Origin of the sequence: Nonomuraea sp. SYSU D8015, from assembly GCF_008065375.1 — a bacterium.
Lineage (GTDB): Bacteria > Actinomycetota > Actinomycetes > Streptosporangiales > Streptosporangiaceae > Nonomuraea.
On the sequence record NZ_VJYI01000028.1, the window covers coordinates 1 to 25,514 of the forward strand.

The 25,514-nt window shown below is 72.9% G+C and carries 23 protein-coding genes, 2 pseudogenes and 2 riboswitches; of the genes and pseudogenes, 15 read left to right on the forward strand and 10 right to left on the reverse strand.

The window, feature by feature from the left end; all coding sequences use genetic code 11:
* The 3 genes and pseudogenes from ID574_RS61015 to ID574_RS50745 all read left to right on the forward strand — a co-directional run.
* Positions 1 to 121 (forward strand): annotated as a pseudogene (locus ID574_RS61015) (IS630 family transposase); the annotation flags it as partial.
* A gap of 261 nt (positions 122 to 382) precedes the next feature.
* Positions 383 to 481: riboswitch (glycine riboswitch) on the forward strand.
* A riboswitch (glycine riboswitch) is annotated at positions 482 to 594 on the forward strand. It abuts the riboswitch before it with no gap.
* A 57-nt stretch (positions 595 to 651) separates the two neighbouring features.
* Positions 652 to 3,483 (forward strand): aminomethyl-transferring glycine dehydrogenase, encoded by a 2,832-nt coding sequence (gene gcvP, locus ID574_RS50740; protein WP_188196282.1) that lies wholly within the window; start codon positions 652 to 654, stop codon positions 3,481 to 3,483.
* 123 nt (positions 3,484 to 3,606) lie between these two features.
* Positions 3,607 to 4,395 carry a tetratricopeptide repeat protein gene (locus tag ID574_RS50745; protein WP_188196283.1) on the forward strand — a complete coding sequence of 263 codons (789 nt, stop codon included), beginning with the start codon at positions 3,607 to 3,609 and terminating at the stop codon, positions 4,393 to 4,395.
* Positions 4,396 to 4,417: 22 nt separating this feature from the next.
* On the opposite strand, the gene ID574_RS50750 is transcribed toward ID574_RS50745, so the two are convergent.
* Positions 4,418 to 4,792 carry a hypothetical protein gene (locus tag ID574_RS50750; RefSeq protein WP_188196284.1) on the reverse strand — a complete coding sequence of 125 codons (375 nt, stop codon included), beginning with the start codon at positions 4,790 to 4,792 and terminating at the stop codon, positions 4,418 to 4,420.
* A gap of 82 nt (positions 4,793 to 4,874) precedes the next feature.
* Here ID574_RS50750 and ID574_RS50755 point away from each other — a divergent pair, with 82 nt between their 5' ends.
* Positions 4,875 to 5,471: an alpha/beta hydrolase family protein gene (locus ID574_RS50755; RefSeq protein WP_188196388.1), complete on the forward strand. Its 597-nt coding sequence runs from the start codon at positions 4,875 to 4,877 to the stop codon at positions 5,469 to 5,471.
* 1 nt (position 5,472) lies between these two features.
* On the opposite strand, the gene ID574_RS50760 is transcribed toward ID574_RS50755, so the two are convergent.
* Positions 5,473 to 5,664, reverse strand: a complete 192-nt coding sequence (locus ID574_RS50760; protein ID WP_188196285.1) for a DUF5999 family protein — start codon at positions 5,662 to 5,664, stop codon at positions 5,473 to 5,475.
* A gap of 197 nt (positions 5,665 to 5,861) precedes the next feature.
* The gene (locus tag ID574_RS50765; protein WP_188196286.1) at positions 5,862 to 6,422 is read right to left on the reverse strand and encodes a TetR/AcrR family transcriptional regulator C-terminal domain-containing protein; all 561 of its coding nucleotides are present in this window, start codon (positions 6,420 to 6,422) and stop codon (positions 5,862 to 5,864) included.
* A 125-nt stretch (positions 6,423 to 6,547) separates the two neighbouring features.
* Here ID574_RS50765 and ID574_RS50770 point away from each other — a divergent pair, with 125 nt between their 5' ends.
* Positions 6,548 to 6,949, forward strand: a complete 402-nt coding sequence (locus ID574_RS50770; protein ID WP_188196287.1) for a hypothetical protein — start codon at positions 6,548 to 6,550, stop codon at positions 6,947 to 6,949.
* A gap of 85 nt (positions 6,950 to 7,034) precedes the next feature.
* On the opposite strand, the gene ID574_RS50775 is transcribed toward ID574_RS50770, so the two are convergent.
* The 3 genes from ID574_RS50775 to ID574_RS50785 all read right to left on the reverse strand — a co-directional run bounded on the left by ID574_RS50775 (position 7,035) and on the right by ID574_RS50785 (position 10,134).
* Entirely contained in the window at positions 7,035 to 8,438 is a 1,404-nt protein-coding gene (locus tag ID574_RS50775) for an RNA polymerase sigma factor (protein WP_188196288.1), read from the reverse strand.
* A 177-nt stretch (positions 8,439 to 8,615) separates the two neighbouring features.
* Complete coding sequence (locus ID574_RS50780; RefSeq protein ID WP_188196289.1) at positions 8,616 to 8,942, reverse strand: hypothetical protein; 327 nt, start codon at positions 8,940 to 8,942, stop codon at positions 8,616 to 8,618.
* 43 nt (positions 8,943 to 8,985) lie between these two features.
* On the reverse strand, positions 8,986 to 10,134 hold the full coding sequence (locus tag ID574_RS50785) for an AMP-binding protein (protein WP_188196290.1): 1,149 nt from the start codon (positions 10,132 to 10,134) through the stop codon (positions 8,986 to 8,988).
* A 100-nt stretch (positions 10,135 to 10,234) separates the two neighbouring features.
* On the opposite strand from ID574_RS50785, the gene ID574_RS50790 reads away from it, so the two are divergent.
* Both ID574_RS50790 and menD read left to right on the forward strand, forming a co-directional pair.
* On the forward strand, positions 10,235 to 11,128 hold the full coding sequence (locus ID574_RS50790; protein WP_442939434.1) for an o-succinylbenzoate synthase: 894 nt from the start codon (positions 10,235 to 10,237) through the stop codon (positions 11,126 to 11,128).
* Entirely contained in the window at positions 11,125 to 12,786 is a 1,662-nt protein-coding gene (gene menD / locus ID574_RS50795; RefSeq protein WP_188196291.1) for a 2-succinyl-5-enolpyruvyl-6-hydroxy-3-cyclohexene-1-carboxylic-acid synthase, read from the forward strand. The genes ID574_RS50790 and menD overlap by 4 nt, the downstream gene beginning before the upstream one ends.
* Before the next feature lie 251 nt (positions 12,787 to 13,037).
* Here menD and ID574_RS50800 read toward each other — a convergent pair whose 3' ends face one another.
* Both ID574_RS50800 and ID574_RS50805 read right to left on the reverse strand, forming a co-directional pair.
* Complete coding sequence (locus ID574_RS50800) at positions 13,038 to 13,931, reverse strand: 5'-3' exonuclease (protein ID WP_188196390.1); 894 nt, start codon at positions 13,929 to 13,931, stop codon at positions 13,038 to 13,040.
* 5 nt (positions 13,932 to 13,936) lie between these two features.
* The gene (locus ID574_RS50805; protein WP_223167927.1) at positions 13,937 to 15,127 is read right to left on the reverse strand and encodes a PP2C family protein-serine/threonine phosphatase; all 1,191 of its coding nucleotides are present in this window, start codon (positions 15,125 to 15,127) and stop codon (positions 13,937 to 13,939) included.
* A gap of 155 nt (positions 15,128 to 15,282) precedes the next feature.
* Between ID574_RS50805 and ID574_RS50810 the strand changes: the two genes are divergently transcribed.
* Together ID574_RS50810 and ID574_RS50815 are read left to right on the forward strand one after the other, a co-directional pair.
* Positions 15,283 to 16,392 carry a M24 family metallopeptidase gene (locus ID574_RS50810; protein ID WP_188196293.1) on the forward strand — a complete coding sequence of 370 codons (1,110 nt, stop codon included), beginning with the start codon at positions 15,283 to 15,285 and terminating at the stop codon, positions 16,390 to 16,392.
* A 79-nt stretch (positions 16,393 to 16,471) separates the two neighbouring features.
* Complete coding sequence (locus ID574_RS50815; protein ID WP_188196294.1) at positions 16,472 to 17,671, forward strand: cytochrome P450; 1,200 nt, start codon at positions 16,472 to 16,474, stop codon at positions 17,669 to 17,671.
* Position 17,672: 1 nt separating this feature from the next.
* Here ID574_RS50815 and ID574_RS50820 read toward each other — a convergent pair whose 3' ends face one another.
* The gene (locus ID574_RS50820) at positions 17,673 to 18,254 is read right to left on the reverse strand and encodes an HD domain-containing protein (protein WP_188196295.1); all 582 of its coding nucleotides are present in this window, start codon (positions 18,252 to 18,254) and stop codon (positions 17,673 to 17,675) included.
* A 27-nt stretch (positions 18,255 to 18,281) separates the two neighbouring features.
* On the opposite strand from ID574_RS50820, the gene ID574_RS50825 reads away from it, so the two are divergent.
* Together ID574_RS50825 and ID574_RS63200 are read left to right on the forward strand one after the other, a co-directional pair.
* Positions 18,282 to 19,052, forward strand: a complete 771-nt coding sequence (locus ID574_RS50825) for a protein phosphatase 2C domain-containing protein (RefSeq protein WP_188196296.1) — start codon at positions 18,282 to 18,284, stop codon at positions 19,050 to 19,052.
* Between the two features lie 77 nt (positions 19,053 to 19,129).
* Positions 19,130 to 19,900, forward strand: a pseudogene (locus tag ID574_RS63200) (ATP-binding protein); the annotation flags it as partial.
* A 1,949-nt stretch (positions 19,901 to 21,849) separates the two neighbouring features.
* Here ID574_RS63200 and ID574_RS63205 read toward each other — a convergent pair.
* Positions 21,850 to 22,131 carry a pentapeptide repeat-containing protein gene (locus ID574_RS63205; RefSeq protein WP_223167953.1) on the reverse strand — a complete coding sequence of 94 codons (282 nt, stop codon included), beginning with the start codon at positions 22,129 to 22,131 and terminating at the stop codon, positions 21,850 to 21,852.
* Here ID574_RS63205 and ID574_RS63210 point away from each other — a divergent pair.
* From ID574_RS63210 to ID574_RS50845, 4 genes are all read left to right on the forward strand, one after another.
* Positions 22,130 to 22,615, forward strand: coding sequence for a helix-turn-helix transcriptional regulator (locus ID574_RS63210; protein ID WP_223167954.1), 486 nt, complete (start codon positions 22,130 to 22,132; stop codon positions 22,613 to 22,615). The two genes, ID574_RS63205 and ID574_RS63210, sit on opposite strands and share 2 nt — an antisense overlap.
* Positions 22,616 to 22,978: 363 nt before the next feature.
* A complete protein-coding gene (locus ID574_RS50835; protein ID WP_188196298.1) occupies positions 22,979 to 23,845 on the forward strand; it encodes a terpene synthase family protein in 867 nt (288 codons plus the stop codon).
* A gap of 257 nt (positions 23,846 to 24,102) precedes the next feature.
* A complete protein-coding gene (locus ID574_RS50840; RefSeq protein ID WP_188196299.1) occupies positions 24,103 to 24,696 on the forward strand; it encodes a GTP-binding protein in 594 nt (197 codons plus the stop codon).
* A 24-nt stretch (positions 24,697 to 24,720) separates the two neighbouring features.
* Complete coding sequence (locus tag ID574_RS50845; protein WP_188196300.1) at positions 24,721 to 25,197, forward strand: Lrp/AsnC family transcriptional regulator; 477 nt, start codon at positions 24,721 to 24,723, stop codon at positions 25,195 to 25,197.
* The last annotated feature ends 317 nt before the right edge of the window (positions 25,198 to 25,514 follow it).

Consider the following 25,514-nt stretch of genomic DNA (forward strand, 5'->3'; position numbering starts at 1 on the left):
GGACATCCGCGACTGGATGGATCAGTGGAACGACGACCCCAAGCCGTTCGTCTGGACCAAAACCGCCGAAGAGATCCTGGAATCCCTCGCTAAATATTGCCGACGAATTTCAGGCGCATGACACTAGGCGAGCGTTCCCCCTTCTCCGCACGATCGGTTCCGTGCCGCCCCTTCGCAGATGTCAAGGCCCCGCCCAAGTGCGGCTTCCGCGAGTGGACCTCCGTCGAAGCCGGCGGGGCGGGGGAGAGCAGGCCTGCCGTGGTGGGACGCGGAAGACGAGGCCCTCGGTGGACGCCCGGAAACCGGTGATTCGGGCCGACGCGACCGGGCAGGGTCATTCGCCCGTAACACGTAGGGTTGTAATCTAGGACAGCAAGGCTGACGACCCCGTGCGGGAGAGTCCCTGGGGCTTCACGTCCCAGGGCGCCGAAGGAGCAACCCTCCCCGGAATCTCTCAGGCATCCTGTACCGCTCGGGCGAGGCAACTCTGGAAAGCAGGCGCGCCCGCCAGGTGCGCCTCACCGACGGTGCAAGCCCCCGCCCGGGGGTGAAGCTCTCAGGTCGCGGCGACGCCGCGCTGACAGAGTGGGGAGATCCGGCACTCGCCCGCGCCCTGGCGCCGGTCTCCATAAGCCTCAGGAGGCACTCTCCATGACCGACCTGTCAGCTCCGCCGTTCTTCACCCGGCACATCGGCCCCTCGGAGTCCGAGCAGCAGCGCATGCTCGAGGCCGTCGGCTTCGAGTCGGTGGCCGACCTGGTGGCCGTGGCCGTCCCCGAGGCCATCAGGGCCAAAGACCGGCTCAAGCTGCCCGCCGCCGCGAGCGAGACCGAGGCGATCGCCGAGCTGCGCGAGCTCGCCGGCCGCAACCGGGTGCTCACCTCCATGATCGGCCTGGGCTACCACGACACGATCACGCCCGCGGTCATCCGCCGCAACCTGCTGGAGAACCCGGGCTGGTACACCGCGTACACGCCGTACCAGCCGGAGATCTCGCAGGGCCGGCTCGAGGCGCTGCTGAACTTCCAGACGGTCGTCTCCGACCTCACCGGCCTCCCCGTCGCCGGCGCCTCCCTCCTCGACGAGGCCACCGCCGCCGCCGAGGCCATGACGCTGGCCCGCCGTGCCGGCAAGTCCAAGAGCAGCGTGTTCGTGGTCGACGCCGACGCGCTGCCGCAGACCAAGCGGGTGCTCGCCACCAGGGCCGAGCCGCTCGGCATCACGCTCGTGGAGCACTCCCTCGACGGCGAGCTGCCCGAGTGCTTCGGCGTGCTCGTCCAGTACCCCGGGGCCTCCGGGCGGCTGCGCGACTTCCGCGCCGTGGCCGCGGCGGCGCACGAGGCGGGCGCGCTGGTCGTGGCGGCCGCCGACCTGCTGGCCCTCACGCTCGTGGCCGCGCCGGGCGAGCTCGGCGCCGACATCGCGATCGGCTCCTCACAGCGCTTCGGGGTGCCGTTCGGGTTCGGCGGGCCGCACGCCGCGTACATGTCCGTCCGCGAGGGCCTGCAGCGGCAGATGCCGGGCCGGCTCGTCGGCGTGTCGGTGGACGCCGACGGCGACCCCGCCTACCGGCTGGCCCTGCAGACCCGCGAGCAGCACATCCGCCGCGAGAAGGCCACCAGCAACATCTGCACCGCGCAGGTCCTGCTCGCCGTCATCGCGGGCATGTACGCCGTCTACCACGGCCCCGAGGGCCTGCGCCGCATCGCCCGCCGCGTGCACCGGCACGCCGTGTCCATCGCCGACGGGCTGCGCCGCGCCGGCCTGGAGGTCGTGCACGACACGTTCTTCGACACCGTCCTGGTCCGCGTGCCGGGCCGGGCCGCCGAGGTGGTCGCCGCCGCGGCCGAGCGCGGGATCAACCTCTGGCAGGCCGGCGACGACCACGTCTCGGTCTCCTGCGACGAGAAGACCGGGGCAGCCGAGGTCGCCGCGGTGCGGGGCGCGTTCGGCGCCTCCGACGGGGAGGTGGACGTCGAGAGCGCGGGCGACGCGCTGCCCGCCTCGCTGCTGCGCCAGACGCCGTACCTCACCCACCCCGTCTTCCACAGCCACCACTCCGAGACCGCGATGCTGCGCTACCTGCGCAAGCTGCAGGACAAGGACATCGCGCTCGACCGCTCGATGATCCCGCTCGGCTCCTGCACGATGAAGCTCAACGCCAGCACCGAGATGGAGCCGATCACCTGGCCGGAGTTCGCCGGGATCCACCCGTACGCGCCCGAGGCCCAGGCCGAGGGCTACCTGGAGCTCATCGGCACGCTGGAGCGCTGGCTGGCCGAGGTCACCGGCTACGACGCCGTGTCGCTCCAGCCGAACGCCGGTTCGCAGGGCGAGTTCGCCGGGCTGCTGGCCATCCGCGCCTACCACCGGGCCAACGGTGAGAGCGGCCGCGACGTCTGCCTCATCCCGTCCTCCGCCCACGGCACCAACGCGGCCAGCGCCGTCATGGCCGGCATGCGCGTGGTGGTCGTGGCCTGCGACTCCGACGGCAACGTCGACCTGGCCGACCTAGACGCCAAGATCGCCAAGCACCGCGACGCGCTGGCCGCGATCATGGTGACGTACCCGTCGACGCACGGCGTGTACGAGGAGTCCATCACCGAGGTGTGCGCCAAGGTGCACGAGGCCGGCGGCCAGGTGTACGTCGACGGGGCCAACCTCAACGCCCTGGTGGGCCTGGCCAAGCCGGGCGAGTTCGGGGCCGACGTGTCCCACCTCAACCTGCACAAGACGTTCTGCATCCCGCACGGCGGCGGCGGGCCCGGCGTCGGCCCGGTCGCGGTGCGCGCCCACCTGGCGGCCTACCTGCCCGGCCACCCGCTGCACGACGGCACGCCGGTCGGACCGGTATCGGCGGCGCCGTACGGGTCGGCGGGGATCTTGCCGATCTCGTGGGCGTACATCCGCATGATGGGCACCGACGGCCTCACGGCCGCCACCGAGCAGGCCATCCTGTCGGCGAACTACCTGGCCCGGCGCCTGGCCCCCCACTACCCGGTGCTCTACACCGGCCGGGGCGGGCTGGTGGCGCACGAGTGCATCATCGACCTGCGGCAGATCACCAAGGAGACCGGCGTCACCGTGGACGACGTGGCCAAGCGGCTCATCGACTACGGCTTCCACGCGCCCACCATGTCGTTCCCCGTGGCGGGGACGCTGATGATCGAGCCGACCGAGAGCGAGGACCTCGGCGAGCTCGACAGGTTCGTGGAGGCGATGATCGCCATCCGCGGGGAGATCGCCAAGGTGGCGTCGGGCGACTACGACAAGTCGGACAACCCGCTCAGGAACGCGCCGCACACGGCGGAGGCGGTCGCCGCCGACGAGTGGGCGCACCCGTACACGCGGAGCGAGGCCGCCTATCCGGTGCCGTCGCTGCGGGACGGGAAATACTGGGTGCCGGTGCGGCGCATCGACCAGGCGTACGGCGACCGCAACCTGGTGTGCTCCTGCCCGCCGCTGGAGGCCTACGAGGACTAGTCCTTCACCGGGGGTGCCGGACAGGGCGAAAAGGGCATCGGCCAGTCCTTCGGCGTCAAGTGAGCAGACATGATCGCCAGAAGTCGTTAGGCTTCGGTGCGACCGTCGCCAGAAGGAGCTCTCTTGACGTCCTCAGAGCTGGAGACCCCGCCTCTCGACACCGCCCGCCGCCTCGCGGAGGCGGGCGACCTCGACGGCGCCGCGGCCATCCTGAGCCGCCTGGTCGCCGACCCGCAGGGCCCCGACCGGGCCCAAGCCGCCGTCGGGCTCGCCGTGGTGCTGGAGGAGCGCGGCGACGTCGAGGGAGCCAGGGCCGCGGCGAGGACCGCGCTGGCCACCGGGCATCCCGAATACGCCGCCCAGGCCGCCTGCCACCTGGCGCAGGGCTTCGAGCGCGAGGGGCGGGCCGAGCAGGCCAGGGCCGCCTGGCAGGCCGTGCTGGGCGTCGGCACGGCCGCGTACGTGCCGCTGGCGCATCTCGCGCTGGCCCGGCTGGCGGCGAGCCTCGACGAGGCGGAGAAGGAGCTGAGGGCCGCCATGGCGGCCGGGGATCCCCGGGTGGGGGCGCACGCGGCGCGGCTGCTGGCCGACCTGCTGCTGGAGCACGGCGAGCCCGGGCCTGCGGCCGACGTGCTGATCGACGCGCTGGAGGCGGCGCCCGAGGACGAGGTGCCGGGGCTGCGGGTGCAGCTCGGGATCGCGCATCTGGAGCTGGCCTGCGCCGAGTTCGCCGAGACCGTGCAGGGCGGGGCCGACCCCGAGACGAGTGCGCTGGCCATCGAGCTGCTGGCCCGGACGCTGCCGCTGCGCGGCCGGCCGGACGACGCCGACCAGGTCTGGTCGTACGGGCTGGAGCACGAGGACGAGACGCTGGCCGCCGAGGTGCGGCTGCGCTACCACCGCGACGCCTGACCCGCGGCGGGTACGCGGCTGCTCAGCCGCGGCGCATGATGGCCCCGGCGGCGGCCACGTTGATGAGGACGATCGCCAGCCAGCAGATCGTCAGCCCCACCAGCCCCGCATTGCCTGCCGCGATCGCCGTCAGCGGGATGCCGATGCCCATCGAGCCGAGCGTGATCGGGATCATGGCGGCGCCGGGGTTCTTGGCCTTGGGAGGGGGCGGGGCGTAGGGCGGGCCGTAAGGGCTCACACCGTGGTTGCCTAGCTCGGCCTGGACGCGGGCGGCGATCGTGGCGTCGAGGCGTTCCACGAACGACTCCACGAGCGCGGCCTCGTAGTCGGGGCCGAGCTCGCGACGGGCGTCGAGCGTGGCCTGCAGGTCGTCCCTGAGCGGGCGCTTGTCGTGCATGGCCACCATCATCCTGGGCGCGGGGCGCGCCGTCATCAGCCCTGAGGCCGAGGACGGGATCGTCCGAAGGTACGGTTCTGCCATGCAGGTCATGACCCCGCGAGGGCCGGCGCTGGTCCAGATCGACGAGGTGGCCGATCCCCGGCTGCTGCTCGTGCTCACCCACGGGTCCGCCGGGGGAGTGGACGCTCCGGACCTGATGGCCGTGCGCGACGCCGCGCTCGCCGCCGGGGTGAGCGTGGCCAGGGTGACGCAGGCCTTCAGGGTGGCCGGGGCGCGGGCGCCCGGCTCGCCGGCCAGGCAGGACGAGGCGTGGGAGATCGTGCTCAAGGAGCTGCGCTCACGGTGGCCCGGCCTGCCGGTCGTGCAGGGCGGGCGGAGCAACGGGTCGCGGGTCGCCTGCCGTACGGCCAAGGCGGTCGGCGCGGCGGCGGTCGTGGCCCTCGCCTTCCCCCTGCATCCGCCGGGTAAGCCGGAGCGTTCCAGGGCCGAGGAGCTGCGCGGCGCCGGGGTTGACGTGCTGGTCGTCAGCGGGGACCGGGATCCGTTCGGGATCCCCGACGCCGCGGACGCGGCGCGCCTGGTGGTGCTGCCGGGCGAGGGGCATGACCTCAAGCGGGACCCCGCCCGGGTGGGCGAGATCGTGGCGGAGTGGATCGTCCACTACGCGCGGGCGTAGCTCAGGCCGCGCCGACGACGGGCCGGTGCGGCTCGATGGCTGCGCCGCTGGGCAGGAGCTCCCCGGTGTCCTCGAACAGGACGACGCCGTTGCAGAGCAGGCTCCACCCCTGCTCAGGGTGGCAGGCGAGGGTGCGTGCCTTCTCGCGGTCAGGCGCCTCTGCATCCGGACAAGCCGGGACGTGCGGGCACATCGGCGTGCCTCCGATATCTCGTGGGATGCCCCCGTTGAGGGCGGGAGCGGACTCGGGTTGTTCTTTTGGCAAGTGTGCGGCGTGCGTCACATATTCCGACATAGTCCGTTCGGACTGTTACAGGAGGATCCCCGGAACGTGTGACCTTCGACACAGCGTGCCTTAAGCAGGATAACGGGCCAAGCGCGACACGCGCATCACGTTTGCAAACCCTTGAGAAGAGCGTCGAGTCCGCGCTCGAAGTCCACATCGGCCCTTTCATCCCTCCTGACCCATTCGTCAACTTCGGGATCGGCCCAGCCGGACTGCTGCACCTCGACGGCCACGCTGCCGAACACGAAGGCCCGCAGCGCGCGTACGGCCTCGGCGGCGTTGTCCAGGCCCCCGTCGGCGAGCTGCTCGGTCTGCTCCCTGATGGCGATGGCCGTGGCGCCCTTGGGCGGCTTCGTGAGCGCCAGGGCCAGCACGCCCGGATGCTCGCGCAGCAGCTCCCGCCCGGCCCGGCACCACGCCTTGGCGGTCTCCTGCCAGGTCGGGCCCTGCTCCACGTGGACGGTGGTGACGTGCTCGGCCAGGGCGTCCATCAGCGCCTCCTTGCCGCGGGGCAGGTGATGGTAGATGGCCATGGCCTCGACCTGGAGCGCGTCGCCCAGGCGGCGCATGGTGAGCCGGCGCAGGCCCTGGCTGTCGGCGATGTGGAGTGCGGCCTCGATGATGCGCTCGCGGGAGAGCGGGACCGGTGGCCTCTTGGCGGGCATGGTGATCATCTTACAATGTAAAGGGCGGTGCGGCGGGCCGATTTCCGGGCGTGTCGTCAGACGGCGTACCCTTGGCCCTTGAACACGTATCAGCCACGTATCAGCAGGGCGAAGGGGCAGGGTCGATGGCGTTTTTCCGTCCGCGGGTGAGCCGGGAGGCCGAGGTTCGCTATCACGCGGACCAGGAGATCTCCAAGAGCTTCCCCGAGCTGCTCGAGAAGGCTCGGCAGGCTGAGCAGACGCTGCGGGAGCTTCGGGCCGCGGCGGCCGACGAGATCGAGCTGCTGGCCGCGGGGCGGGCGCTCGACCGGGCCTTGACCGAGGCGCTGCGGGCCGCCGAGGCGGGGCAGCGGGCGACGTTCGGTGTGAAGGCCTATGACGACCGGATCGCGCGGCGCAAGGCCAAGGCGACGCCTGCGGGGCGGATGTGGACGGCCGAGGTGGATCGGCTGCGTACGTTGCGCGAGGAGAACCGGCTGTGGGGGATCCCGAGCGTTCCCCGGCCCCTCCCCGCCACCACCCGCTGACGCTCAAGGGCCCTGACGCCGGGGGCGTGGGCGGTGAAGACGAGGAAGCCCCGGTCACACGGGGGTGTGGCCGGGGCTTCGGTGGTCAGCTGGCCCAGTCGAGCAACGGGCGGGTGTTGCTCGGGTGGCGGAGCTTGGAGAGGGACTCCTTCTCCAGCTGGCGGATCCGCTCCCGGGTCAGCCCCAGGTGCTTGCCGATCTCGTCCAGCGTATGCGGCTTGCCGTCCACCAGGCCGAACCGCAGGGCCATGATCTTCGACTCCCGGGGCGAGAGATTGTCGAGCACGCCCCGCAGCTGGTCGCCCAGCAGCTGGCGGTCGACGATCTCCGAGGCCTCCGGTGAGTCGACGTCCTCGATGAGGTCGCCGATCGTGGTCTCCCCGTCCTCACCGATCGTCGCGTTGAGCGAGATCGGCTGGCGGCTGGTGCGCAGCAGCTCCTCGATCTGGTCCGGCGTCTTGTCGAGCTCGACCGCCAGCTCCTCGGGCGTGGGCTCCCGCCCCAGCCGCTGGTGCATGTCACGCTCGACCCGCGACAGCTTGGAGAGCATCTCCAGCACGTGAACGGGCAGCCGGATCGTCCGGGCCGAGTCGGCGAAGCCGCGCTGGATGGCCTGCCTGATCCACCACATGGCGTACGTGGAGAACTTGAAGCCCTTGGTGTAGTCGAACTTCTCCACGGCCCTGATCAGCCCCAGGTTGCCCTCCTGGACCACGTCCAGCAGGGACATGCCGCGGTCGGTGTACTTCTTGGCGACCGACACCACCAGCCGGAGGTTGGCCTCCAGCATGTGGTCCTTGGCCTGCCTGCCGTCCTCGACGACCATGCGGAGGTCCTCCTGGACGTCCAGGGGCAGGTCGGGCTGGGTCTCCAGTTTGTACTCGGCGTACAGGCCGGCCTCGATGCGCCGGGCCAGCTCGACCTCCTGCGCCGCGGTGAGCAGCGTGCGGCGGCCGATGGACTTCAGGTACGTGTGCACCGAGTCGCCCATCGTGGACGCCGTGTCGTCCAGGTCGAGCTGCTCGGTCTCGAGTTCGGCTTCCTCGGCGTTCATGACGAGGTCGTCGTCGGGCACGTCCTCCACGTGCTCCGGCTTGGGCTCGGGGGGGACGACGCCCTTGGCCACGCCGTTCGCCGCGTCCGGCGCGGCGGTTTTTGCCTTGGCGGCCTTGCGGCCGGTAGCCTTTGATCGCGAGGCCGGAGCCCTCTTCGGAGCGGCTTCCTCCTGCTCCGCGGCGGACTTCGGCTGAGTGGTCTTCCTGGTGGTCTTCTTGGGGGCGGTCTTGCTGAGAGACGGCTCGTTCTCGGCGGCCAGGCTCACGCCTGCCTCCGACAGCTCGCGGAGTATCGTACGACCCTCAGAGGGGCTGATGCCGGCTTCGGCGAACGCGTCACGCAGTTCCGCCAGAGAAAGGTGACCCTGGCTACGCCCTCGTTCAAGCAGTTGGTCGAGAGTCGCGGGTGGGGTCGCCACGGCGGTTCCGGGCATGAGGACACCTCCTCCGTACGGAGTTAGAAGCGATCGGGCAGATTGTGGCGTGGCGGCTTCGCTTGTCCGCACGGCGCACCAGTATCAATAACGCCATCTGCCGTCATTTGTTCCCGTGTGGCCGAAAAGCCGAAAAAGGGGCGGATCGCCACCTGGCGCCGCCCCCTCGTGCGGGCCTTACTCGCCCACGCGGATCTCTCCTGGTCCGACCTCCGGCATGGGCATGGGCTCGGCGTCTTCCATGCGCTGATCCGTCCAGTATTCGAGGACCTCGCCGGGATCCGGGTTGACCTCTTCGGAGACCACGATGCCGTCGGTGGTCTTGGGGTCGGGGGTCGGCTGCTCCTGCGGGCCGGACGGTGTGGCCTTCTCCACCACTGCTCTGGTCTCCTTGCTGACCTGATCGAGCTTGCCCGCGGAGGCGGCCGCCGCGACCGACGCGCCACCGGCGACGATGACGCCGACGACGGCCACGGATGCCCACATCTTGCGGGTCTGGTCCATGAAGGCTCCCTCCTTCTCCCCACTATGACGCAGCCGCAACTCGTCAGGTTCCTGCTTTCAGCCGTACCAAATCGGTCTTTCCGTTGGGTAGCAGCGGCAGGCCGGAGACCAGACGCAGGCCGCGCGGGGCGGCGTGAACGGGAAGCCTATCGCGGGAATATGCCCGCAATTCGGCAAGCGTGGGCGGCGTGTCGGGGTCCGCGGGCACCACGACGGCTGTGACCAGCTCGCCCCATTCGGGATCGGGTACGCCGATCACGGCCACGTCGGCGATCGCGGGGTGTCCGGCGAGCACCGTGGCCACGGCGGTGGCCACGACCTTCTCCCCGCCGGTGTTGATCACGTCGTCGGCGCGGCCCAGCACGCGCAGCCGCCCGCCGGCCAGCTCGCCCAGGTCGGAGGTGACGAACCAGCCGTCGTCGAGCGGCGCGGGGCCGCCGAACCGGTAGCCGGAGAACAGCACGGGGCCGGAGATCCGGATCAGTCCGTCGTCACCGATTTTGAGATCTACATTGTAAAGGGGCTGGCCGTCGTACACGCAGCCGCCGCACGTCTCGCTCATCCCGTACGTCGTGACGACCCTGGCGCCGAGGTCCCTGGCCCGCTCCAGCAGGCCGGGGCGGGCGGCGGCGCCGCCGAGCAGGATCGTGCGGAACACCGACAGGTCGGCCCCGAGCTCCACCAGCCGGTGCAGCTGGGTGGGCACCAGCGAGACGTGGTCGGCGCCCGAGTCGAGGACCGCGCGCGGGTCGAAGCGGGCATGGATGATCGGCTCGCTGTCCGACATCAGGGCGCGTACGAGGACCTGCAGGCCGGAGACGTGGGAGACGGGCAGGCAGCACAGCCAGCGCTCGCCCTTGGACGCCTCCAGGCGCCGCAGCGAGGCCGCCGCCGAGGCGCGCAGCGCGGTGGCCGACACCATCACGCCCTTGGGCGCGCCCGTGCTGCCGCTGGTGGCGATCACCACGGCGACGTCCGGCGGCACGCCCGCGCCGCCGTCCTGGAGGACCCCGTCCACGTGGGTGGGGCGCAGCGCGGCGATCATGGCATCGGGGGAGTGGCCGGGAGCGAGGGGCAGGACGGCGGGGCCGTCGCCGTGGAGCGCGTCGCGGATCGCCGTGAACAGCGCGGGTCCGGGAGGCTGCACAATGGCATGCAGCGGGCGGTCCGGATGCGACGGGTTCCTCCACATGCTCGTAAGGTTAATGGCGACAAGGTCGGACGGCGGCGCAGGGAAAGCGGGGAGGGTCGTGGCGCGTTCTCCCGTGTCACCCGTGGTCTTCAGGATCCCGATGCGCACGCGTTTCCGGGGGCAGACCGTCAGGGAAGGGGTGCTGCTGCACGGCCCGGCGGGGTGGGGGGAGTTCTCCCCGTTCCCGGAGTACGGCCCGCGCGAGTGCGCCCGCTGGCTGGCGTGCGCCCGTGAGGCGGCCTTCGAGGGCTGGCCGGAGCCGGTGCGCGACCGGGTCCCCGTCAACGCCACCGTGCCGGCCGTGGACGCCGAGCAGGCCCACGACATCGTGCGGCGCTCGGGCTGCGGCACGGCGAAGGTCAAGGTGGCCGAGCGCGGGCAGACGTTCGACGACGACCTGGCCAGGGTGGAGGCCGTGCGCGACGCGCTCGGCCCCGCGGGGCGGCTGCGCGTCGACGTCAACGGCGCGTGGAGCGTCGATGAGGCCGTGCGGCGGCTGAAGCGGCTGGACAAGTACGACCTCGAATACGCCGAGCAGCCGTGCGCCACGCTGGAGGAGCTGGCCGCGGTGCGGCGGGCGTGCGACGTGCCGATCGCGGCCGACGAGTCGATCAGGCGGGCCGAAGACCCGCTGCGGGTGAGGGCGGCCGAGGCGGCCGACGTCGCGGTGGTCAAGGTGCAGCCGCTCGGCGGGGTGCGCAACGCGCTGCGCGTGGTGGAGGCGTGCGGGCTGCCCGCGGTGGTCTCCAGCGCCGTCGAGACCTCGGTGGGCCTGGCGGCGGGGCTGGCGCTGGCGGCGGCGCTGCCTTCGCTGCCGTACGCGTGCGGGCTCGGCACGATGTCGCTGCTGGCGGGTGACGTCGTGGACGACTCGCTGGTGCCGGTGGACGGCGAGCTGGTGGTCCGCCGCCCCTCGGTAAATTTTCAGCTTTTGTCGGCATTTGAGATTGAATCTCCCCAGTGGCTTCGCCGGATGCAGGAGGCCTCACGTTGAACCCCGCCACCGCGCTGGCCACGGTGCTGGTCGACGAGCTGGTGCGCTGCGGCCTGACCGACGTGGTGCTGGCGCCCGGCTCGCGCTCCGCGCCGCTGGCGCTGGCCCTGCACGCCGAGTCGCGGGTGCGCCTGCACGTGCGCATCGACGAGCGCTCGGCGTCCTATCTGGCTCTCGGGCTGGCCAAGCGCGCCGAGCGGCCGGTCGCGCTCATCTGCTCGTCCGGCACCGCGGTGGCGAACTTCCATCCGGCCGTGATCGAGGCCGCCGAGGCGGGGGTGCCGCTGCTGGTGCTCACCGCCGACCGTCCGCCCGAGCTGCGTGGCACCGGCGCCAACCAGACGATCGACCAGATCAAGCTGTTCGGCGGCGCGACCCGCTGGTTCGCCGAGGTCGGCGTGCCGGAGGACCGTCCCGGGCAGGTCGCCTACTGGCGGTCGCTGGCCTGCCGCGCCTACCAGCGCGCAGCCGGCCCGGCCAACCCGGGCCCAGTCCACCTCAACCTGGCCTTCAGGGAGCCGCTGATCCCCGACGGCGACACCACGTGGTGCGAGCCGCTCGACAACGGCGCCGGCGGCCCCTGGGTGCGGGCCAGGGTCGCGCCCCCGCCCATCGCCCTGCACATCCCGCCGACCCGGCGCGGCGTGCTGGTCGTCGGCGACGGCGCGGCCAACGTGCGCCGCTACGTGGCCGCCGCCGGCATGGCGGGCTGGCCGGTGCTGTCGGAGCCGCACGGCGGCGCCCGCTACGGCGACCACGCCATCTCGGCCTACCACTACCTGCTCGGCACGCCCGAGTTCGCCGACGGCCACCGGCCCGACGTGGTGGTCACGCTCGGCCGCCCGGGGTTGTCGCGTCCGCTGCTGTCGTGGCTGCGGCGGGCGGGGGAGCACATCGTGGTGGCGCCCGACCTCGACCGCTGGCCTGACCCGACCCGGTCGGCCACGCAGGTGGCGCAGGCGGTGGAGATCCCCGTCGCCGCGGGCGACGACAGCTGGCTGCACGCCTGGCGGCGGGCTGACCTCGCGGCCCGGGCGGCCATGGACGAGGTGCTCGACGCCTCGGGGACCAGCGAGCCGCGCCTGGCCAGAGACCTGGTGGACGCGCTGCCGAACGGCTCGCTGCTGTTCTGCGGCTCCTCGATGCCGATCCGCGACCTGGACCAGGCGATGCGGCCGCGGCGCGGCATCAGGGTGATGGCCAACCGGGGGGCCTCCGGCATCGACGGGCTGGTCTCGACCGCGATGGGGGCGGCGCTGGCGCACAACGGGCCGGCGTTCGCGCTGCTGGGCGACCTGTCGTTCCTGCACGACCAGAACGGGCTGATCCTCGGGCCCCGCGAGCCGCGGCCCGACCTGTGCCTCGTGGTGGTCAACAACGACGGGGGCGGCATCTTCTCGCTGCTGCCCCAGGCGGCGATCCGGGATCCGTTCGAGCGGGTCTTCGGCACGCCGCACGGGGTCGACCTGGCGTACGTGGCCGCGGCGACGGGCACGCCGTACACGCTGGTGTCGGACGTGGCGGACCTGCCGAAGGCGCTGCGCGGCGAGGGGCCGCGCGTGGTCGAGGTGCGGACGGACCGTGAGGAGAACGTCGTCGTGCACGCCCGCCTGCGCGAGGCCGCCCAGGACGCGGTCCGCGCCTGCCTGACCACCTGACCCCACCACCTCCCGGCCCGAGGGGACCCGCGCTGCGGTCCCCTGCCGCTCCTCCGCCACCCCCATACTTCGGCGGACGTCCCTTGGGAAGAGGACGAAGGCGCTCTTCTCCCGGACGAACCCGCATCGGTCCCTTTCGCAAAGGGGCCGGCACCAGTCGCCTCTCCCACGGGCCTGCACCGGTCCCTTCTCTCCCGAAGGGACCCGCGCCGACGTGCGGTGGGAGTGAAAGGACGCAGGCCGGCCGCAGGTCAGCCGCGCAGGGCGTCGAGCAGGCGGTTGAGCGGGCCGTCCAGGCCGTACCTGTCGGCCAGCGCCACCAGCGCCTCCGGGTCGCGCGGCTTGTCCGGCAGGGTCAGGTCGGCGGGCGGGAGCGGCGCGTCCGGGGCCACCTTGACGACGGCGGGGGCGGCGCTCAGGTAGTCGCGGGCGGCGGCCAGCTTGATGCGGGCGCCGGCGGGGAAGCCGTCGGTCTCGCCCGCGTCCAGGGCGGCGAGCAGCGCCTGGAGGGAGCCGAAGCGGGTGATGAGGGCGGCCGCGGACTTCTCGCCCACGCCTGCGACGCCGGGCAGCCCGTCGCTGGGGTCGCCGCGCAGCGTGGCGAAGTCGGCGTAGCCGCGGCCGGGGATGCCGTATTTGGCGGTGACGAACGCCTCGTCCACGATCTGGAGGTTGCGGATGCCGCGCGCGGTGTAGAGGACGCGGACCGGGCGGGCGTCGTCGACCAGCTGGAACAGGTCGCGGTCGCCGGTGACGATGTCGACCGCGCCGCTCGCCTGGTGGGTGAGCGTGCCGATGACGTCGTCGGCCTCGTAACCGGGCGACTCCAGGCGGGCGATGCCGACGGCGTCGAGCACCTCCTGAATGACGGCGATCTGCGGCACGAGGGCCTCGGGCACCACCTCGGTGTTGCCGTGGGCGACGCGGTGGGCCTTGTACGTCGGGATGGCCGCCACCCGGAAGGCGGGCCGCCAGTCGGCGTCCATGGTGGCAGCGAGCTCCGCGGGGGAGTGCTGGCGCACCAGGGTGGCGATCATGTCGATGAGGCCGCGTACCGCGTTGACCGGCGAGCCGTCGGGAGCCTTGATCGACTCCGGCACGCCGTAGAAGGCGCGGAAGTAGAGGGACGGGGTGTCCAGAAGCATCAGCACTAGCTCAGTATGCCCACCCCCAGCAGGCACGCGTCGTCCTCCGGGTTGGGACCGCCGATGTCGGACAGCATCCGGTCGAGCCCGGCCTCCAGATCGCCGCCCGGCACGTCGCGCGCGGCGGCCAGGGCCAGGTCGAGGCCGACGTCGATGTCGCGGGTGCGCCGCTCGACCAGCCCGTCGGTGAACATCAGCAGCAGGTCGCCGGGCCGCAGCCGGGTGATGGCCAGCTCGTACGGCCGCCCGGACGCGGCCCCCAGCAGCACGCCCCTGGGCTGGTCGAGGCGGCTGGCGGCCCCGTCGCGCACGAGGATGGGCGCCGGGTGCCCGGCCTGGCTCCAGGCGAACACGCGGGTCTCCGGGTCCAGGTGGCCGACGATCGCGGTGGCGGTGGTGTCGGTGAGCTGGTGCAGGACCAGCTCGTTGAGCCAGTCGAGCAGCCGGTTGGCGGGCCGGCCGGTCATGGCCAGGCCGACGAGGGCGTGGCGGAGCTGGGCCATGTGCGCGATCGCGGGCAGTCCGTGGCCCGAGACGTCGCCGACCGCCAGCAGCAGGCGGCCGTCGGGGGCGGGGGTGGCCTCGAACCAGTCGCCGCCCAGGTTCGCGGTCTTCTCCGCGGGCACGTACCGCACCGCGATCCTGGTGTGCGGCAGGTCGGGGCGGCAGCCGGGGTCGGGCAGGATCGCCGCGCGCAGCGCCAGCATCACGTGGCGGTCCTCGGCGGCCTGCTCGCGGGTCTCCAGGAGCTGGCGGCGCGACTCCGACATCATGCGCTCGGCGCGGCGGCGGCCGGTGATGTCCTGGATGACGCCGTGCAGGCCGATGGGGCCGCCGGGGGCCATGAGCGGCTCCAGCACCACGCGCAGGTCGCGCAGCTCGCCGCCGCGGCGGATGCGGAACTCGGCCTGGACGGGGTCGACGCCCTGCACGGCGGCCCACAGGAGGCGGTCGAGCGCGGCCACGTCCGCGGGCTCGACGTGCTTGGCCAGCTGGGGCAGGGCGATGGGGCCCTCGGCGGGGTCGCGGCCGAAGATCGTGTACACCTGGTCGGACCAGATCGTCTCGCCGGTGTGGAGATGCCATTCCGCCCAGCCCATGTTGCCGAGCCGTTGCGCGTGCGCCAGCCGTACGGCGAGCATCTCCGCGTCGGTTTCGTGCCCGAGCAGCCCGGCCCCCACCGCGCCAGTGCCCATGACGTCGACCATAGTCTCACTCTCAAAGTGCAGTGGATCTGGACAATTGTCCCCACGATACGTGATCGATGTTCAACGGAGTGTAGCGATCCATTGCTGTGATGTGAGAGCTTTTCGCGGATTTTAGGAGGCGTGGGCGCGAGTAGATTGGGCCTGTGACGTCCTCAGACCTGTATCCCGTGTCCCGTCTGGCCGCCGTGCAGGAGGCCACCGCCAAGGCCGGGCTCGACGCCCTGCTGCTCACGCCCGGTCCCGATCTGCGTTACGTGAGCGGCTACGACGCCAAGCCGCTGGAGCGGCTGACGTGCCTGGTGGTGCCCGCCTCCGGGGAGCCGTGCATGGTGGTGCCCCGGCTGGAGCTGCCCGCCGCGGAGGCCTCGCCCGCGTCGCGGCTGGGGCTGGAGTTCGTGGCGTGGGACGAGACCGACGACCCGTACGCGCTGGTGGCCGCCCGTCTGGGCCGGGTGGCCAAGGTCGGGCTGGCCGATCGCATGTGGGCGATGTCGTCGCTGCGGTTCCGCGACGCGCTGCCGGGCGCCGAGCAGGTGCTGGCCGGGAGCGTGCTGCGGGAGCTGCGGATGCGCAAGTCCCCGGCCGAGGTGGCGGCGCTGCGCGAGGCGGGGGAGGCCATCGACGCCGTCCACCGGCGGGTGCCGGAGTTCCTGCGGGCCGGGCGGACCGAGCGCGAGGTGGGCAGAGACATCGCCGAGGCGATCCTGGCCGCCGGGCACGCCACGGTCGACTTCGTGATCGTCGCCTCCGGCCCCAACGGCGCCAGCCCGCACCACGACGTGTCCGACCGGGTGATCCAGGCGGGCGAGCCGGTCGTGGTCGACATCGGCGGCCAGCTGCACAACGGCTACTGCTCCGACTCCACCCGCACCTACAGCGTGGGCGAGCCGCCCGCCGACTTCGCCGCGTACTACGAGGTTCTGCGCCGCGCCCAGGAGGCGGCGTGCGCGGCGGTCCGGCCCGGCGTGTCGTGCGAGTCGGTCGACGCCGCCGCCCGCGACGTCATCGCCGAGGCCGGGTACGGCGGCTACTTCATCCACCGGACCGGGCACGGCATCGGGATCGAGACGCACGAGGAGCCGTACATCGTGGCCGGCAACGGCGAGCCGCTGGAGCCCGGGCACGCCTTCTCCGTCGAGCCGGGCATCTACCTGCCCGGCCGCCACGGCGCCAGGATCGAGGACATCGTCGTGTGCACCGAGAACGGAGGCGAACGGCTCAACGACACGCCGCGCGAGCTGGTGATCGTGTAGGCGGGCCGCCGCGGGAGATCGCAATATGAGGCGATCTCAGGTCTATCGCCATCCCTCTCGGATCGCTACCGTCTCGATCATGGCCGAATTCGAGCACTATCCGTTCATGCCCGGCCCGCGGGGTATCCCGGCCGGGACGTACGCCGAACGGCGGGAGAAAGAGCCGCTGGGCAAGGTGCGCCTGCCCAGCGGCGACACCGCGTACCTCACCACCACCTACCAGGACGCCGCCGGCGTGCTGAGCGATCCGCGCTTCAGCCGGGACCTCACCCGTCCCGGCTCGCCCCAGATGTTCGCCGGCTACACCATCGGCGACACGCCCGGCGTCCTCACGAGCATGGACCCGCCCGAGCACACGCGGCTGCGCCGCCTGCTGTCGGGGGTGTTCACGCCGCGCCAGGTCAACGCCTGGCGGCCGCGGCTGCGGGCGCTCACCGGCGAGCTCATCGACGCGCTGCCCGAGGAGTTCGACTTCCTCAACGACTTCGCCTTCCCGCTGCCCGTGCAGATCATCTGCGACATCACGGGCGTGCCGGAGATCGACAACGTACGGGTGCGCGCCTGGTCGGACGCGATGCTGTCCACCTCCAGTCTCACGGAGGAGGAGAAGCTCACCGCGGCGATGGAGTTCTACGGCTACATCGCCGAGCTGATCGCCGCCCACCGCGACAACCCCGGCGACGGCCTGCTGGCCACCATGATCCACGCCCGCGACGGCGAGGACCGGCTGACCGAGGAGGAGCTGGTACGCAACACGCTCGGCCTGTTCCTGGCCGGACACGAGACCACCGGTTCGGTCCTGGCCAGGTCGATCCTGCGGCTGCTCGACCCGCGCGACGGCTACGAGCGGCTGGCCGGCCGGCCGGAGCTGATCCCGAGCGCGGTCGAGGAGCTGCTGCGGCTGGAGCAGCCCGGCGACAGCCCGCTCCTCCGGGTCGCCACCGAGGACGTCGAGCTCCCGTCGGGTGTCGTGCGCAAGGGCGAGGGCGTGATCGCCTCCTTCGCCGGCGCCAACTTCGACCCGTCGGTCTTCCCGGACCCGGAGGTCATGGACCTGCGGCGGGAGACGACGCAGCAGCACCTGGCGTTCGGCCGCGGCCCCCACTACTGCCTGGGCGCGAACCTCGCCAGGATGGAGCTGCAGGAGATCCTGGGCGTGCTCGTCGAGCGCCTGCCCGATCTCGCGCTCGCCATGCCCGCGGCCGACGTGCCGTGGACGGAGGGCAACATCATCGTCAGGCCCGTACGGGTGCCCGTGCGCAAGTCCGGCGCCGCCTGAGTCACCCGGAGGCGAGCGGATACGCGTTCTGGAAGGCGAGGCGGGCGTCGGCGCCCTCCGCGATGCGCGTGAGGAGGTCGTCCAGCTCCATGAAGACCTGCCAGGCCGGCGCCGCGCCCGCGAGCCGGCCGACGACGAGCTGCTCCAGACCGGGCACCCGCTTGGCCTTCCAGACCTTGTCGGCCAGGCTCACCAGGTGATCCTCGAGGGTGGTGCCCGGGCCGGTCCAGGAGGCGTGCGTACGGGCGAAGCGGGCCAGGCGCTCGGGCACCCCGCGGGCGAGCAGGAGCCGGTGGCCGTCGGGCTCGTGGGCCGAGCCCGGGCCCGACAGCTCGGCCGGATGCAGGCATTTGCCGATGTCGTGGGTGGCCGCGCCGAACAGCACGGCCTCCCGGTCCACCGGCACGTCCGGGTGGCGGGCGGCGAGCCAGGCGAGCAGGTCGGCGGCCACGCCGTGGACGGCGCGCAGGTGGGCCGCCAGGCGGGGCGGCGCGTCCAGGTCGCGCAGCAGCGCGGCGGCCTCGGGCGGCAGGGGGCGCGAGGGCGGGTCGGTCAGGGCGCGGTGGAGGGCGGCCGAGGTCACAGCCGCCACTGTGGCACAGTCGCTGTCATGTTCGCGGAGGTCACATACGCCACCGGCGCCGGCTCCGAGCGGCCCAACGAAGACCTGGTGATCGCCGGCCCGTCGTGGCTCGTCGTGCTCGACGGGGCCACGGCGGCGGCCGGGGTGGACAGCGGCTGCCTGCACGGCGTGCCGTGGCTGGTGGCCCGGCTCGGCGCGGCGCTGGCGGCGCGGCTGGCCGCCGGCGGCGACACGCCGCTGGCCGGGACGCTGGAGGCGGCCATCGACGAGACCGCGGCCGCGCACGGGGGCTCGTGCGACCTGGGGAATCCGGACTCGCCGTCCTCGACGGTGGCCATGGTGCGGGCCGCGCGGGGCCGGGTGGAGTACCTCGTGCTGGGGGACTCGCCGGTGCTGCTGTCCCGGGCGGGCGGCGGGGTCGAGGTGGTGGCCGACGACCGGCTGGAGCGGTTGCCCGGCGGGCGGCCGTACTCGGTGGAGCTGGTGCGGCGTATGCGTAACGTGGCGGGCGGGTTCTGGGTGGCCGCCGCCCGGCCCGAGGCGGCCTTCCAGGGGGTGTGCGGGGCGGTGGACGTACGGGAGGTGCGGGCGGCCGGGGCGTGCACGGACGGGGTCGCGAGGCTCGTCGACTGGTACGGCTGGAGCTGGGACGACCTGGCCGCCGCACTGGACGGCCGGGGGCCGGGCGCGGTGATCGGGGCCGTGCGGGAGCTGGAGGCGGCGCGCGGGCCGGTGCGCGGGAAACGGCATGACGACGCCACGGCGGCGTGGGCGCGCTTGGGGGCTGCTTCGCGGTGACGGTCCCCGGCCGGCCAGGGTGTATCAGGCGTGGCCGGCGCTGCTCTGCCATTGCGAGGGCGGCGGAGGGAGTGCGCATGTTCGTCGGCAGGACGGCCGAGCTCGCTCTGCTGCGCGCCGAGCTGCGCGCGGCGGGCGGGGGCTGCGCCAGGAGGGTGGTGATCGAGGGGCCGGAGGGGATCGGCAAGACCGCGCTGGTCCACCACACGCTCGGCGGGGAGGCGGGCGTGCGGGTGCTGGCGGTCAGCGGCGAGGAGGGCGAGCGGCGGCTCGCGCTCGGCGTCATGCGGCAGCTCGCGGACGAGGTGGCGCGGGGGACGGGGGATGAGCACACGGGACGACTTCTGTGGCTCGGCCTCGCCGGACCCGGTGACCCCATGAGGCCTGCGGACCTCACCAGGCCCGGGGGTCTCGCGGGGCCGGGCGACCTCACGAGATCCGGCCGTCTCGTGGGGCCGGGCGACCTTTCCGGGCCGGGCAACCTCGTGGAGCCGGATGACCTCGCAAGGCCCGCCGCCCTTGCGGAGCCCGGCGACCTCGCTAGGCCGGCGGACCTCTCGGCGCCTGGACTCGGAGGCCCGGGATGGGCGGGCCCCAGAGGCATGGCGGCGGATCAGGGCGGTCCGGCCGACGGCCTCGAAGGGGACGGCGCCGGTATGGAGGGGTTCGCGGCGGCCGGGCTCAAGGCGATGGGGCGGGATCCGTGCGCGGCCGGGCAGGTGTTCTGCGACCTGATCGGGGCGCTGCAGGCGCACGGGACGGTGGTGGTGCTGATCGACGACGCCCAGTGGGCGGACCTGCCCTCGCTGCGCGCCCTGGGGTACGTGCTGCGGCGGCTCCGGGCCGGGCGCGTGCTGGTCCTCATCCTCTGCCGCGATCTGGCCGACCCGTGGCTGCCTGACGGGCTGCGCCGCCTCCTGACCGGCGACGAGACGCTCCGCATCACGCTCGGCGGCCTGAGCGCGGCCGAGCTGTCCGAGCTGGCCCAGCTGGCCGTGCTGTCCACCGCCCTGCCACCGGCACCGGCCCCCGTCGGCTCAGCGTCGGCACCGGGCCGTGCGGGCCCGCCGTCCCCGGTGCCCGGCCGTGCTGAGGATCCGCTGTCGTCCCCGGTGCCCGGCCGTGCTGGGAATCCGCTCTCGTCCCCGGTCCCGAGGCCGGCGGGCGTCCAGGAGCCGGCGGGCCTCGGACAGGAAGCGGCCGAGCGGCTGCGGGAGCACACCCTGGGCAGCCCGTTGCACGCCCGCGCCCTGCTGGCGAGCGTGCCACTGCCCGTCCTGCGGGACGCCGCCGTACGCCTGCCGGCACCCGGCACGTACCTGCTGCCCTTCAAACGCCGCCTGGACGGTTGCCGACCGGCTGTCCGGCGGCTCGTCGCGGCCTGCGCCGTACTCGGGGAAGCGGCGCCGCTGCACGTGGCCGCGGCCGTGGCGGGTGAGCTCGGCGAGCCGCTGGACGTCCTCGAGGAGGCGGTCGAGGCCGGGCTGCTCACCGAACTGCCCGGCCGCATGATCGACTTCCCCGAGCCCCTCGCCAGGGCCGCCGCCTACGACGTGCTCGGCGCGGGCACCAGGGCCCGCCTGCACCTGGCCGCCGCCGCCCTGGCGGGCGACACGGGGACGGCGCTGCGGCACCGGGCCGCCGCGGCCGGCGGACCCGACGACGTGCTGGCCGAGGAGCTGTCCGGGTACGCCGCCAAGACAGCACAGCACGGGCAGTGGCGGGAAGCCGCCGCCCTCCTGGAGTTCGCCGCCGGGCTGACCGAGGCGGCGCGGCAGGACGAGCTGCGTACGGCCGCGCTGGAACACGTCCTCATCGGGGGCGACGTGCTCCACGCGGCGCGGCTCGCCGGGGCCCTGAGCGCGCGGGGCGCCGCCGTGGACGGCGATCCGCGCCCCGCCCGCCACTACGTCCTGGGCCGGCTCGCCCTCGTCTCCGGGCGCTTCGACGAGGCGTCGGAGCTGCTGGCGCAGGCGTGGCGGCACCGGGAGCCGGGGATCGCCGCCGACGTGGCCGAGCAACTGGCCTGGCTCCACCTGGTCACAGGGGACCGGGCGGCGGCGGTGAGATGGGCCCGCCTGGCGATCGAGCAGCCCCTTCAGGGCATGACCGCCAGGCCGTACGACGTGCTGGCGCTGGGAGGGGCTCCCGGCGTCGGCGCGCCGCCCGACAGTCTCGCGGCGGCGGCCGTCCACCTCGGACGGGATGCGCCCGAACCGGCGTGCGCCGTGCTCCGGCAGGTCGTGGCCGGGGCGGAGAAGGCCGGACTGCCGCACCACCGGCTGCTGGCCAGCGCGCTGCTGGCCGCCGCCGAGCACGCGTGCGCCCGCTGGGACGACGCCGCCGCCCGCGCCGAACGCGCCCTCGCCGAGGCGACGGCTCTCGGCCAGCGGTGGCTTCTGCCCTGCCTGGAGGCGGTCTGCGTGGCGCCGCTGGCGGCCCGCGGGGAACACGAACGCGCGCTCGCCCACGCCACGGCCGCCATGAGCGCCGCCCGCCGCATGCGCCACGCCCTGGGGGAGAGGCAGGCGGGCCTGGCGATGGCCCTGCTCGGCGTCGAGGACACGGCCTTCGGAGGACGGCTGGGCGATGGGGCGCCGGACGCGGGCGAGCCGTTCGAGCCCGGCCTCTTCGTGCCCGACCCGCGCCCACGCCGCATCGAGGCACTGGTCGCCGGCGGCCGACTGACGGAGGCCGAACGCGCCCTCACCGCCTTCGACCTGGTGAGTGCCACCCCGCCGGACAGTGACGGAACCGCCCCCGACCGGTCGCGGCGCACTCGGCCAAAGACCGATCATCAGCGATCCCCCGGACGGAGGACCGATGGGACCGATGGGTCGGAATCGGCTGAGCCGGGATCTGCCGGCTCGGCACCCGTCACGTCGGCACCCGTCACGTCGGCACCTGGCAGGTCGGCATCCGGCAGGTCGGCACCTGGCAGGTCGGCATCCGGCAGGTCGGCATCCGGCAGGTCCGAGGCGGCACCCGACGGCTCCCGCGGAGCGGGAGACGGCCGGGCCGGGAGGGACGGCGCCGGTCTGGTGCGGTGGGCAGGCGTGCGGCGGGAGGCCGAGCGCATGCGTCTGAGCGCGTTGCTGCTGGCCGCGAGGAACGTTCCAGCCCAGGCCGAGCAGAGCTTCTGCCGCGCACTGACGCTGGTCGAGGGCGGGGTCTGCCCATTGGAGGAGGCGCGGGTGCTGCTGGACCTCGGCCGCCTGCTGCGCCGCACCGGCCGGCGCAGGGCGGCCGCGGAAAGGCTCGGCGCCGCCCGCGCGATCTTCGAACGGCTCGGCGCGCGACCTCTCGTGGACCGCTGCGCGCACGAGCTGGAGGCGTGCGGGCTCGAGCCCCAGGCCACCGTACGGCTCGGGCTGACGCCTCAGGAGCACAGCACCGCCCTGCTCGTGGCCCACGGCCTGACCAACCGCCAGATCGCCACCGAGCTCCTGATCAGCGTCAAGACCGTCGAGTACCACATCGGCAAGATCTACACCAAGCTCGGCATCAGCTCCCGCGTCGCGCTCGCCGCCAAGGTCGCCGCCACCGACGCAGGTCCGGCCTAGCTCCAGACCGCCGCGCTCAGACACGGAGCCAGAGGTCGCCACCGGCTCACGGCCCTCCGGCCGACGCGCCGGAGGGCCGGAGGGCCGGACGCGCCGCCGGAGCGGAGTGGGCGCCGCACGCCGGTGGTGAAGCGGCCTGGCCTCGGTGGCGCGCCCTCCCGCCGGCCAGACGGGACAAACCGTGAGAGCAGGCGACCGGCCTCACCCGGTGGCGTTGACAGCCATCGGATCAGGCCGATCAGCTATGCAGCTGATACCTTGATCGATACCGCGCGATCATGAAAGAATTTCCCAAATAAACGCATATTTCCGGGTATTGGGGGTCGTCGCCCATGATCCGCGAGCCGATCGAGCGGCCCTAGGATGTCGGACGGCGAGCTGGGCGAGGCGTTCGAGCTCGGCAGAACGTGCGCCATGGCCGCCGAGAGCTGCAGGGACCTGCGCCGCTGCGCCCAAATGTACGGCGTGCTGTTCCCGCCGGCGGCCTTCGACGCCGAGCTGTACAACGCCCTGACGCTCACCACGGCCTTCAGCGCCCCCTGGGCCACCGCCGACCGCCTGAAGGTCGTCAACCGCACCGCCTTGTGGGTCCTGGCCGTCGACCGCCTGGTGGACCACACCGCGACCACCCGCGAGCAGGTCAACCGCCTCACCCGCGAATGCCTGTCCGTCGCCGACGGCGCGGTGCCCCGCTCGGCGGTCACCCGCTTCCTGGCCGACCTGCGCGACGAGCTGGCCACGGTCAAGGAGTTCGGCGGCCTGCGGTGGCTCTGGCGCGACCAGCTCGCGAGGATGCTGGCGGGCATGTCGAGGGCGTGGGTGTGGCGCGACACGCAGGCCACGCCGACGCTGGCCCGCTACCTGGACAACGCCGACAGCCGCGGCTCCTGCTTCGTGGACCTGTCGCACTGGATCTACACGGCCGACGGGTGGGCGAAGGCGCACCTGGAGGAGCTGCGTGCCGTCAGCCGGCAGGTGCAGCGCTACCTGCACCTGCTCGGCGACGTCGCGTCGTACCGGAAGGACATGAGCTGGGGCGACCTCAACATCCTGGGCCTCGGCGTCAGCCGCGCCGAGGTGACGGACGCGATGGCCTCGCTCGCCCGCGAGGCCGCGCAGCTCATCGAGCCGGTACGCGAGCACAGCCCCCGCACCGCCGCCTACCTGCGCAGACAGATCGGATTCAACGCCGGGTTCACCGGCGTTTCCGGCCATGACCGGCCGGCGTAACCGCTGTGTCGGATCTCATGACACACGTGCTTGACTCGGTTCCGGTGAGACAGGCAAATAACGGGGCGGGGGGCGACAAACCGTCATATTTTGTTTCTTGTAAAACAGCGCGGCTTGAGTGGAAAATGTGGCGTTGCTAGGGTGTCTCGATGCCAGGCATGTGGATCGGCCTTCTCAACACACCTTGACAGGTACCACTGACCACGGCACCTCAGGGCGGGGCCGCGCATGCGCGGGAGATGTACGGGCGGTGCTGGATGGAATTCGGTCGCTCTGACCGTTGGCGGCTGCCGACGGCGATCAAGATTTTGATCGCCGGAGGGTTCGGCGCGGGCAAGACCACCATGGTCGGCGCCGTGTCCGAGACCCGCCCTCTGCGCACCGAAGAGGCGCTCACCCAGATCGGCACGCACGTCGACGACCTGTCCGGCGTCGAGCGCAAGTTCACCACCACCGTGGCCATGGACTTCGGCCGCATCACCATCGCCAACGACTACATGCTCTACCTGTTCGGCACCCCTGGCCAGGAGCGGTTCTGGTTCGTGTGGGACGAGCTCGCCCTGGGCGCGCTGGGCGCCGTCGTGCTGGCCGACACGCGCCGCCTCGACGACTGCTTCCCGTCCGTCGACTATTTCGAGAAGCGCGAGCAGCCGTTCATCGTGGCGCTCAACTGCTTCGACGGCACACAGCCCTTCACCGTCGGCGAGGTGCGCCAGGCGATCGGCCTGGAGCCCGACATCCCCATCGTGCGCTGCGACGCCCGCAGGCGCGATTCGGGCAAGGAGGTCCTCATCACGCTGGTGGAGCACGCGATGCGCCGCGGAGTCTCCCCGGTCGGGACCATGTCGTGACCATGACCGGCTACCTTTGATCCGATGGAGGAGATCGACCGCCGGATCGTCACGCTGCTGGCCCGCGACGGCCGCATGAGCTTCACCGACCTGGCCAGGGAGACCGGGCTCTCGGTCTCGGCGGTGCACCAGCGCGTGCGCCGCCTGGAAAAGCGCGGGGTCGTCCGCGGATACGCCGCGATCATCGACCACGACGCGATCGGGCTGCCGCTGACCGCGTTCGTGTCGATCAAGCCGATCGACCCGGCGGCGCCCGACGACGCGCCCGAGCGGCTGGCCCATCTGACGGCCATCGAGGCGTGCCACAGCGTGGCGGGCGACGAGAGCTACATCCTCAAGGTCCGGGTGGCCTCGCCGGTGGCGCTGGAGGACCTGCTGCAGCAGATCCGCGCGGCGGCGAACGTCTCCACCCGCACCACGGTCGTGCTGAGCACGCCGTACGAGCACCGCGCCCCCGACGTGACCGCCGAGCCCGCCCCCATCCAGGAGGGCTCCGCCTGATCCGGCCCCGCCGCGACATCACACGCGATCGCACCGCCGGCCCCGTTTCCGCGCGTCACCGTGCCTGACCGCCGCTTCCTCCCTGCCCACCGCACTTCGGCGGAGGCCTCTGATGAGGAGGAAGGGACAGGGACGCGCGTCTCGTGGCGGCCGGCCTGCGACGAAGCGGGACGCGCGAAATGGGGCCGGGCCGATGAGGGCTCGCCTGCATCACGGGTGACCGCACCGCCGATGCGGCCGATGGCGGGATCGCCGGCACCAGGCGCGACCGCGGGACTCGCCCAGGAGACGTCGCGCGTGACCCCGCCGCGTGCGCA

Excerpts from the sequence above, each read along its gene's own strand:
- gcvP (WP_188196282.1), top strand. The coding sequence starts at position 652 with ATGACCGACCTGTCAGCTCCGCCGTTCTTCACCCGGCACATCGGCCCC.
- ID574_RS50750 (WP_188196284.1), bottom strand. The coding sequence starts at position 4,792 with ATGCACGACAAGCGCCCGCTCAGGGACGACCTGCAGGCCACGCTCGAC.
- ID574_RS50755 (WP_188196388.1), top strand. The coding sequence starts at position 4,875 with ATGCAGGTCATGACCCCGCGAGGGCCGGCGCTGGTCCAGATCGACGAG.
- ID574_RS50760 (WP_188196285.1), bottom strand. The coding sequence starts at position 5,664 with ATGTGCCCGCACGTCCCGGCTTGTCCGGATGCAGAGGCGCCTGACCGC.
- ID574_RS50765 (WP_188196286.1), bottom strand. The coding sequence starts at position 6,422 with ATGCCCGCCAAGAGGCCACCGGTCCCGCTCTCCCGCGAGCGCATCATC.
- ID574_RS50770 (WP_188196287.1), top strand. The coding sequence starts at position 6,548 with ATGGCGTTTTTCCGTCCGCGGGTGAGCCGGGAGGCCGAGGTTCGCTAT.
- ID574_RS50775 (WP_188196288.1), bottom strand. The coding sequence starts at position 8,438 with ATGCCCGGAACCGCCGTGGCGACCCCACCCGCGACTCTCGACCAACTG.
- ID574_RS50780 (WP_188196289.1), bottom strand. The coding sequence starts at position 8,942 with ATGGACCAGACCCGCAAGATGTGGGCATCCGTGGCCGTCGTCGGCGTC.
- ID574_RS50785 (WP_188196290.1), bottom strand. The coding sequence starts at position 10,134 with ATGTGGAGGAACCCGTCGCATCCGGACCGCCCGCTGCATGCCATTGTG.
- ID574_RS50790 (WP_442939434.1), top strand. The coding sequence starts at position 10,235 with ATGCGCACGCGTTTCCGGGGGCAGACCGTCAGGGAAGGGGTGCTGCTG.
- ID574_RS50800 (WP_188196390.1), bottom strand. The coding sequence starts at position 13,931 with ATGCTTCTGGACACCCCGTCCCTCTACTTCCGCGCCTTCTACGGCGTG.
- ID574_RS50805 (WP_223167927.1), bottom strand. The coding sequence starts at position 15,127 with ATGGGCACTGGCGCGGTGGGGGCCGGGCTGCTCGGGCACGAAACCGAC.
- ID574_RS50815 (WP_188196294.1), top strand. The coding sequence starts at position 16,472 with ATGGCCGAATTCGAGCACTATCCGTTCATGCCCGGCCCGCGGGGTATC.
- ID574_RS50825 (WP_188196296.1), top strand. The coding sequence starts at position 18,282 with ATGTTCGCGGAGGTCACATACGCCACCGGCGCCGGCTCCGAGCGGCCC.
- ID574_RS63210 (WP_223167954.1), top strand. The coding sequence starts at position 22,130 with ATGCGTCTGAGCGCGTTGCTGCTGGCCGCGAGGAACGTTCCAGCCCAG.
- ID574_RS63205 (WP_223167953.1), bottom strand. The coding sequence starts at position 22,131 with ATGCGCTCGGCCTCCCGCCGCACGCCTGCCCACCGCACCAGACCGGCG.
- ID574_RS50835 (WP_188196298.1), top strand. The coding sequence starts at position 22,979 with ATGTCGGACGGCGAGCTGGGCGAGGCGTTCGAGCTCGGCAGAACGTGC.
- ID574_RS50840 (WP_188196299.1), top strand. The coding sequence starts at position 24,103 with ATGGAATTCGGTCGCTCTGACCGTTGGCGGCTGCCGACGGCGATCAAG.
- ID574_RS50845 (WP_188196300.1), top strand. The coding sequence starts at position 24,721 with ATGGAGGAGATCGACCGCCGGATCGTCACGCTGCTGGCCCGCGACGGC.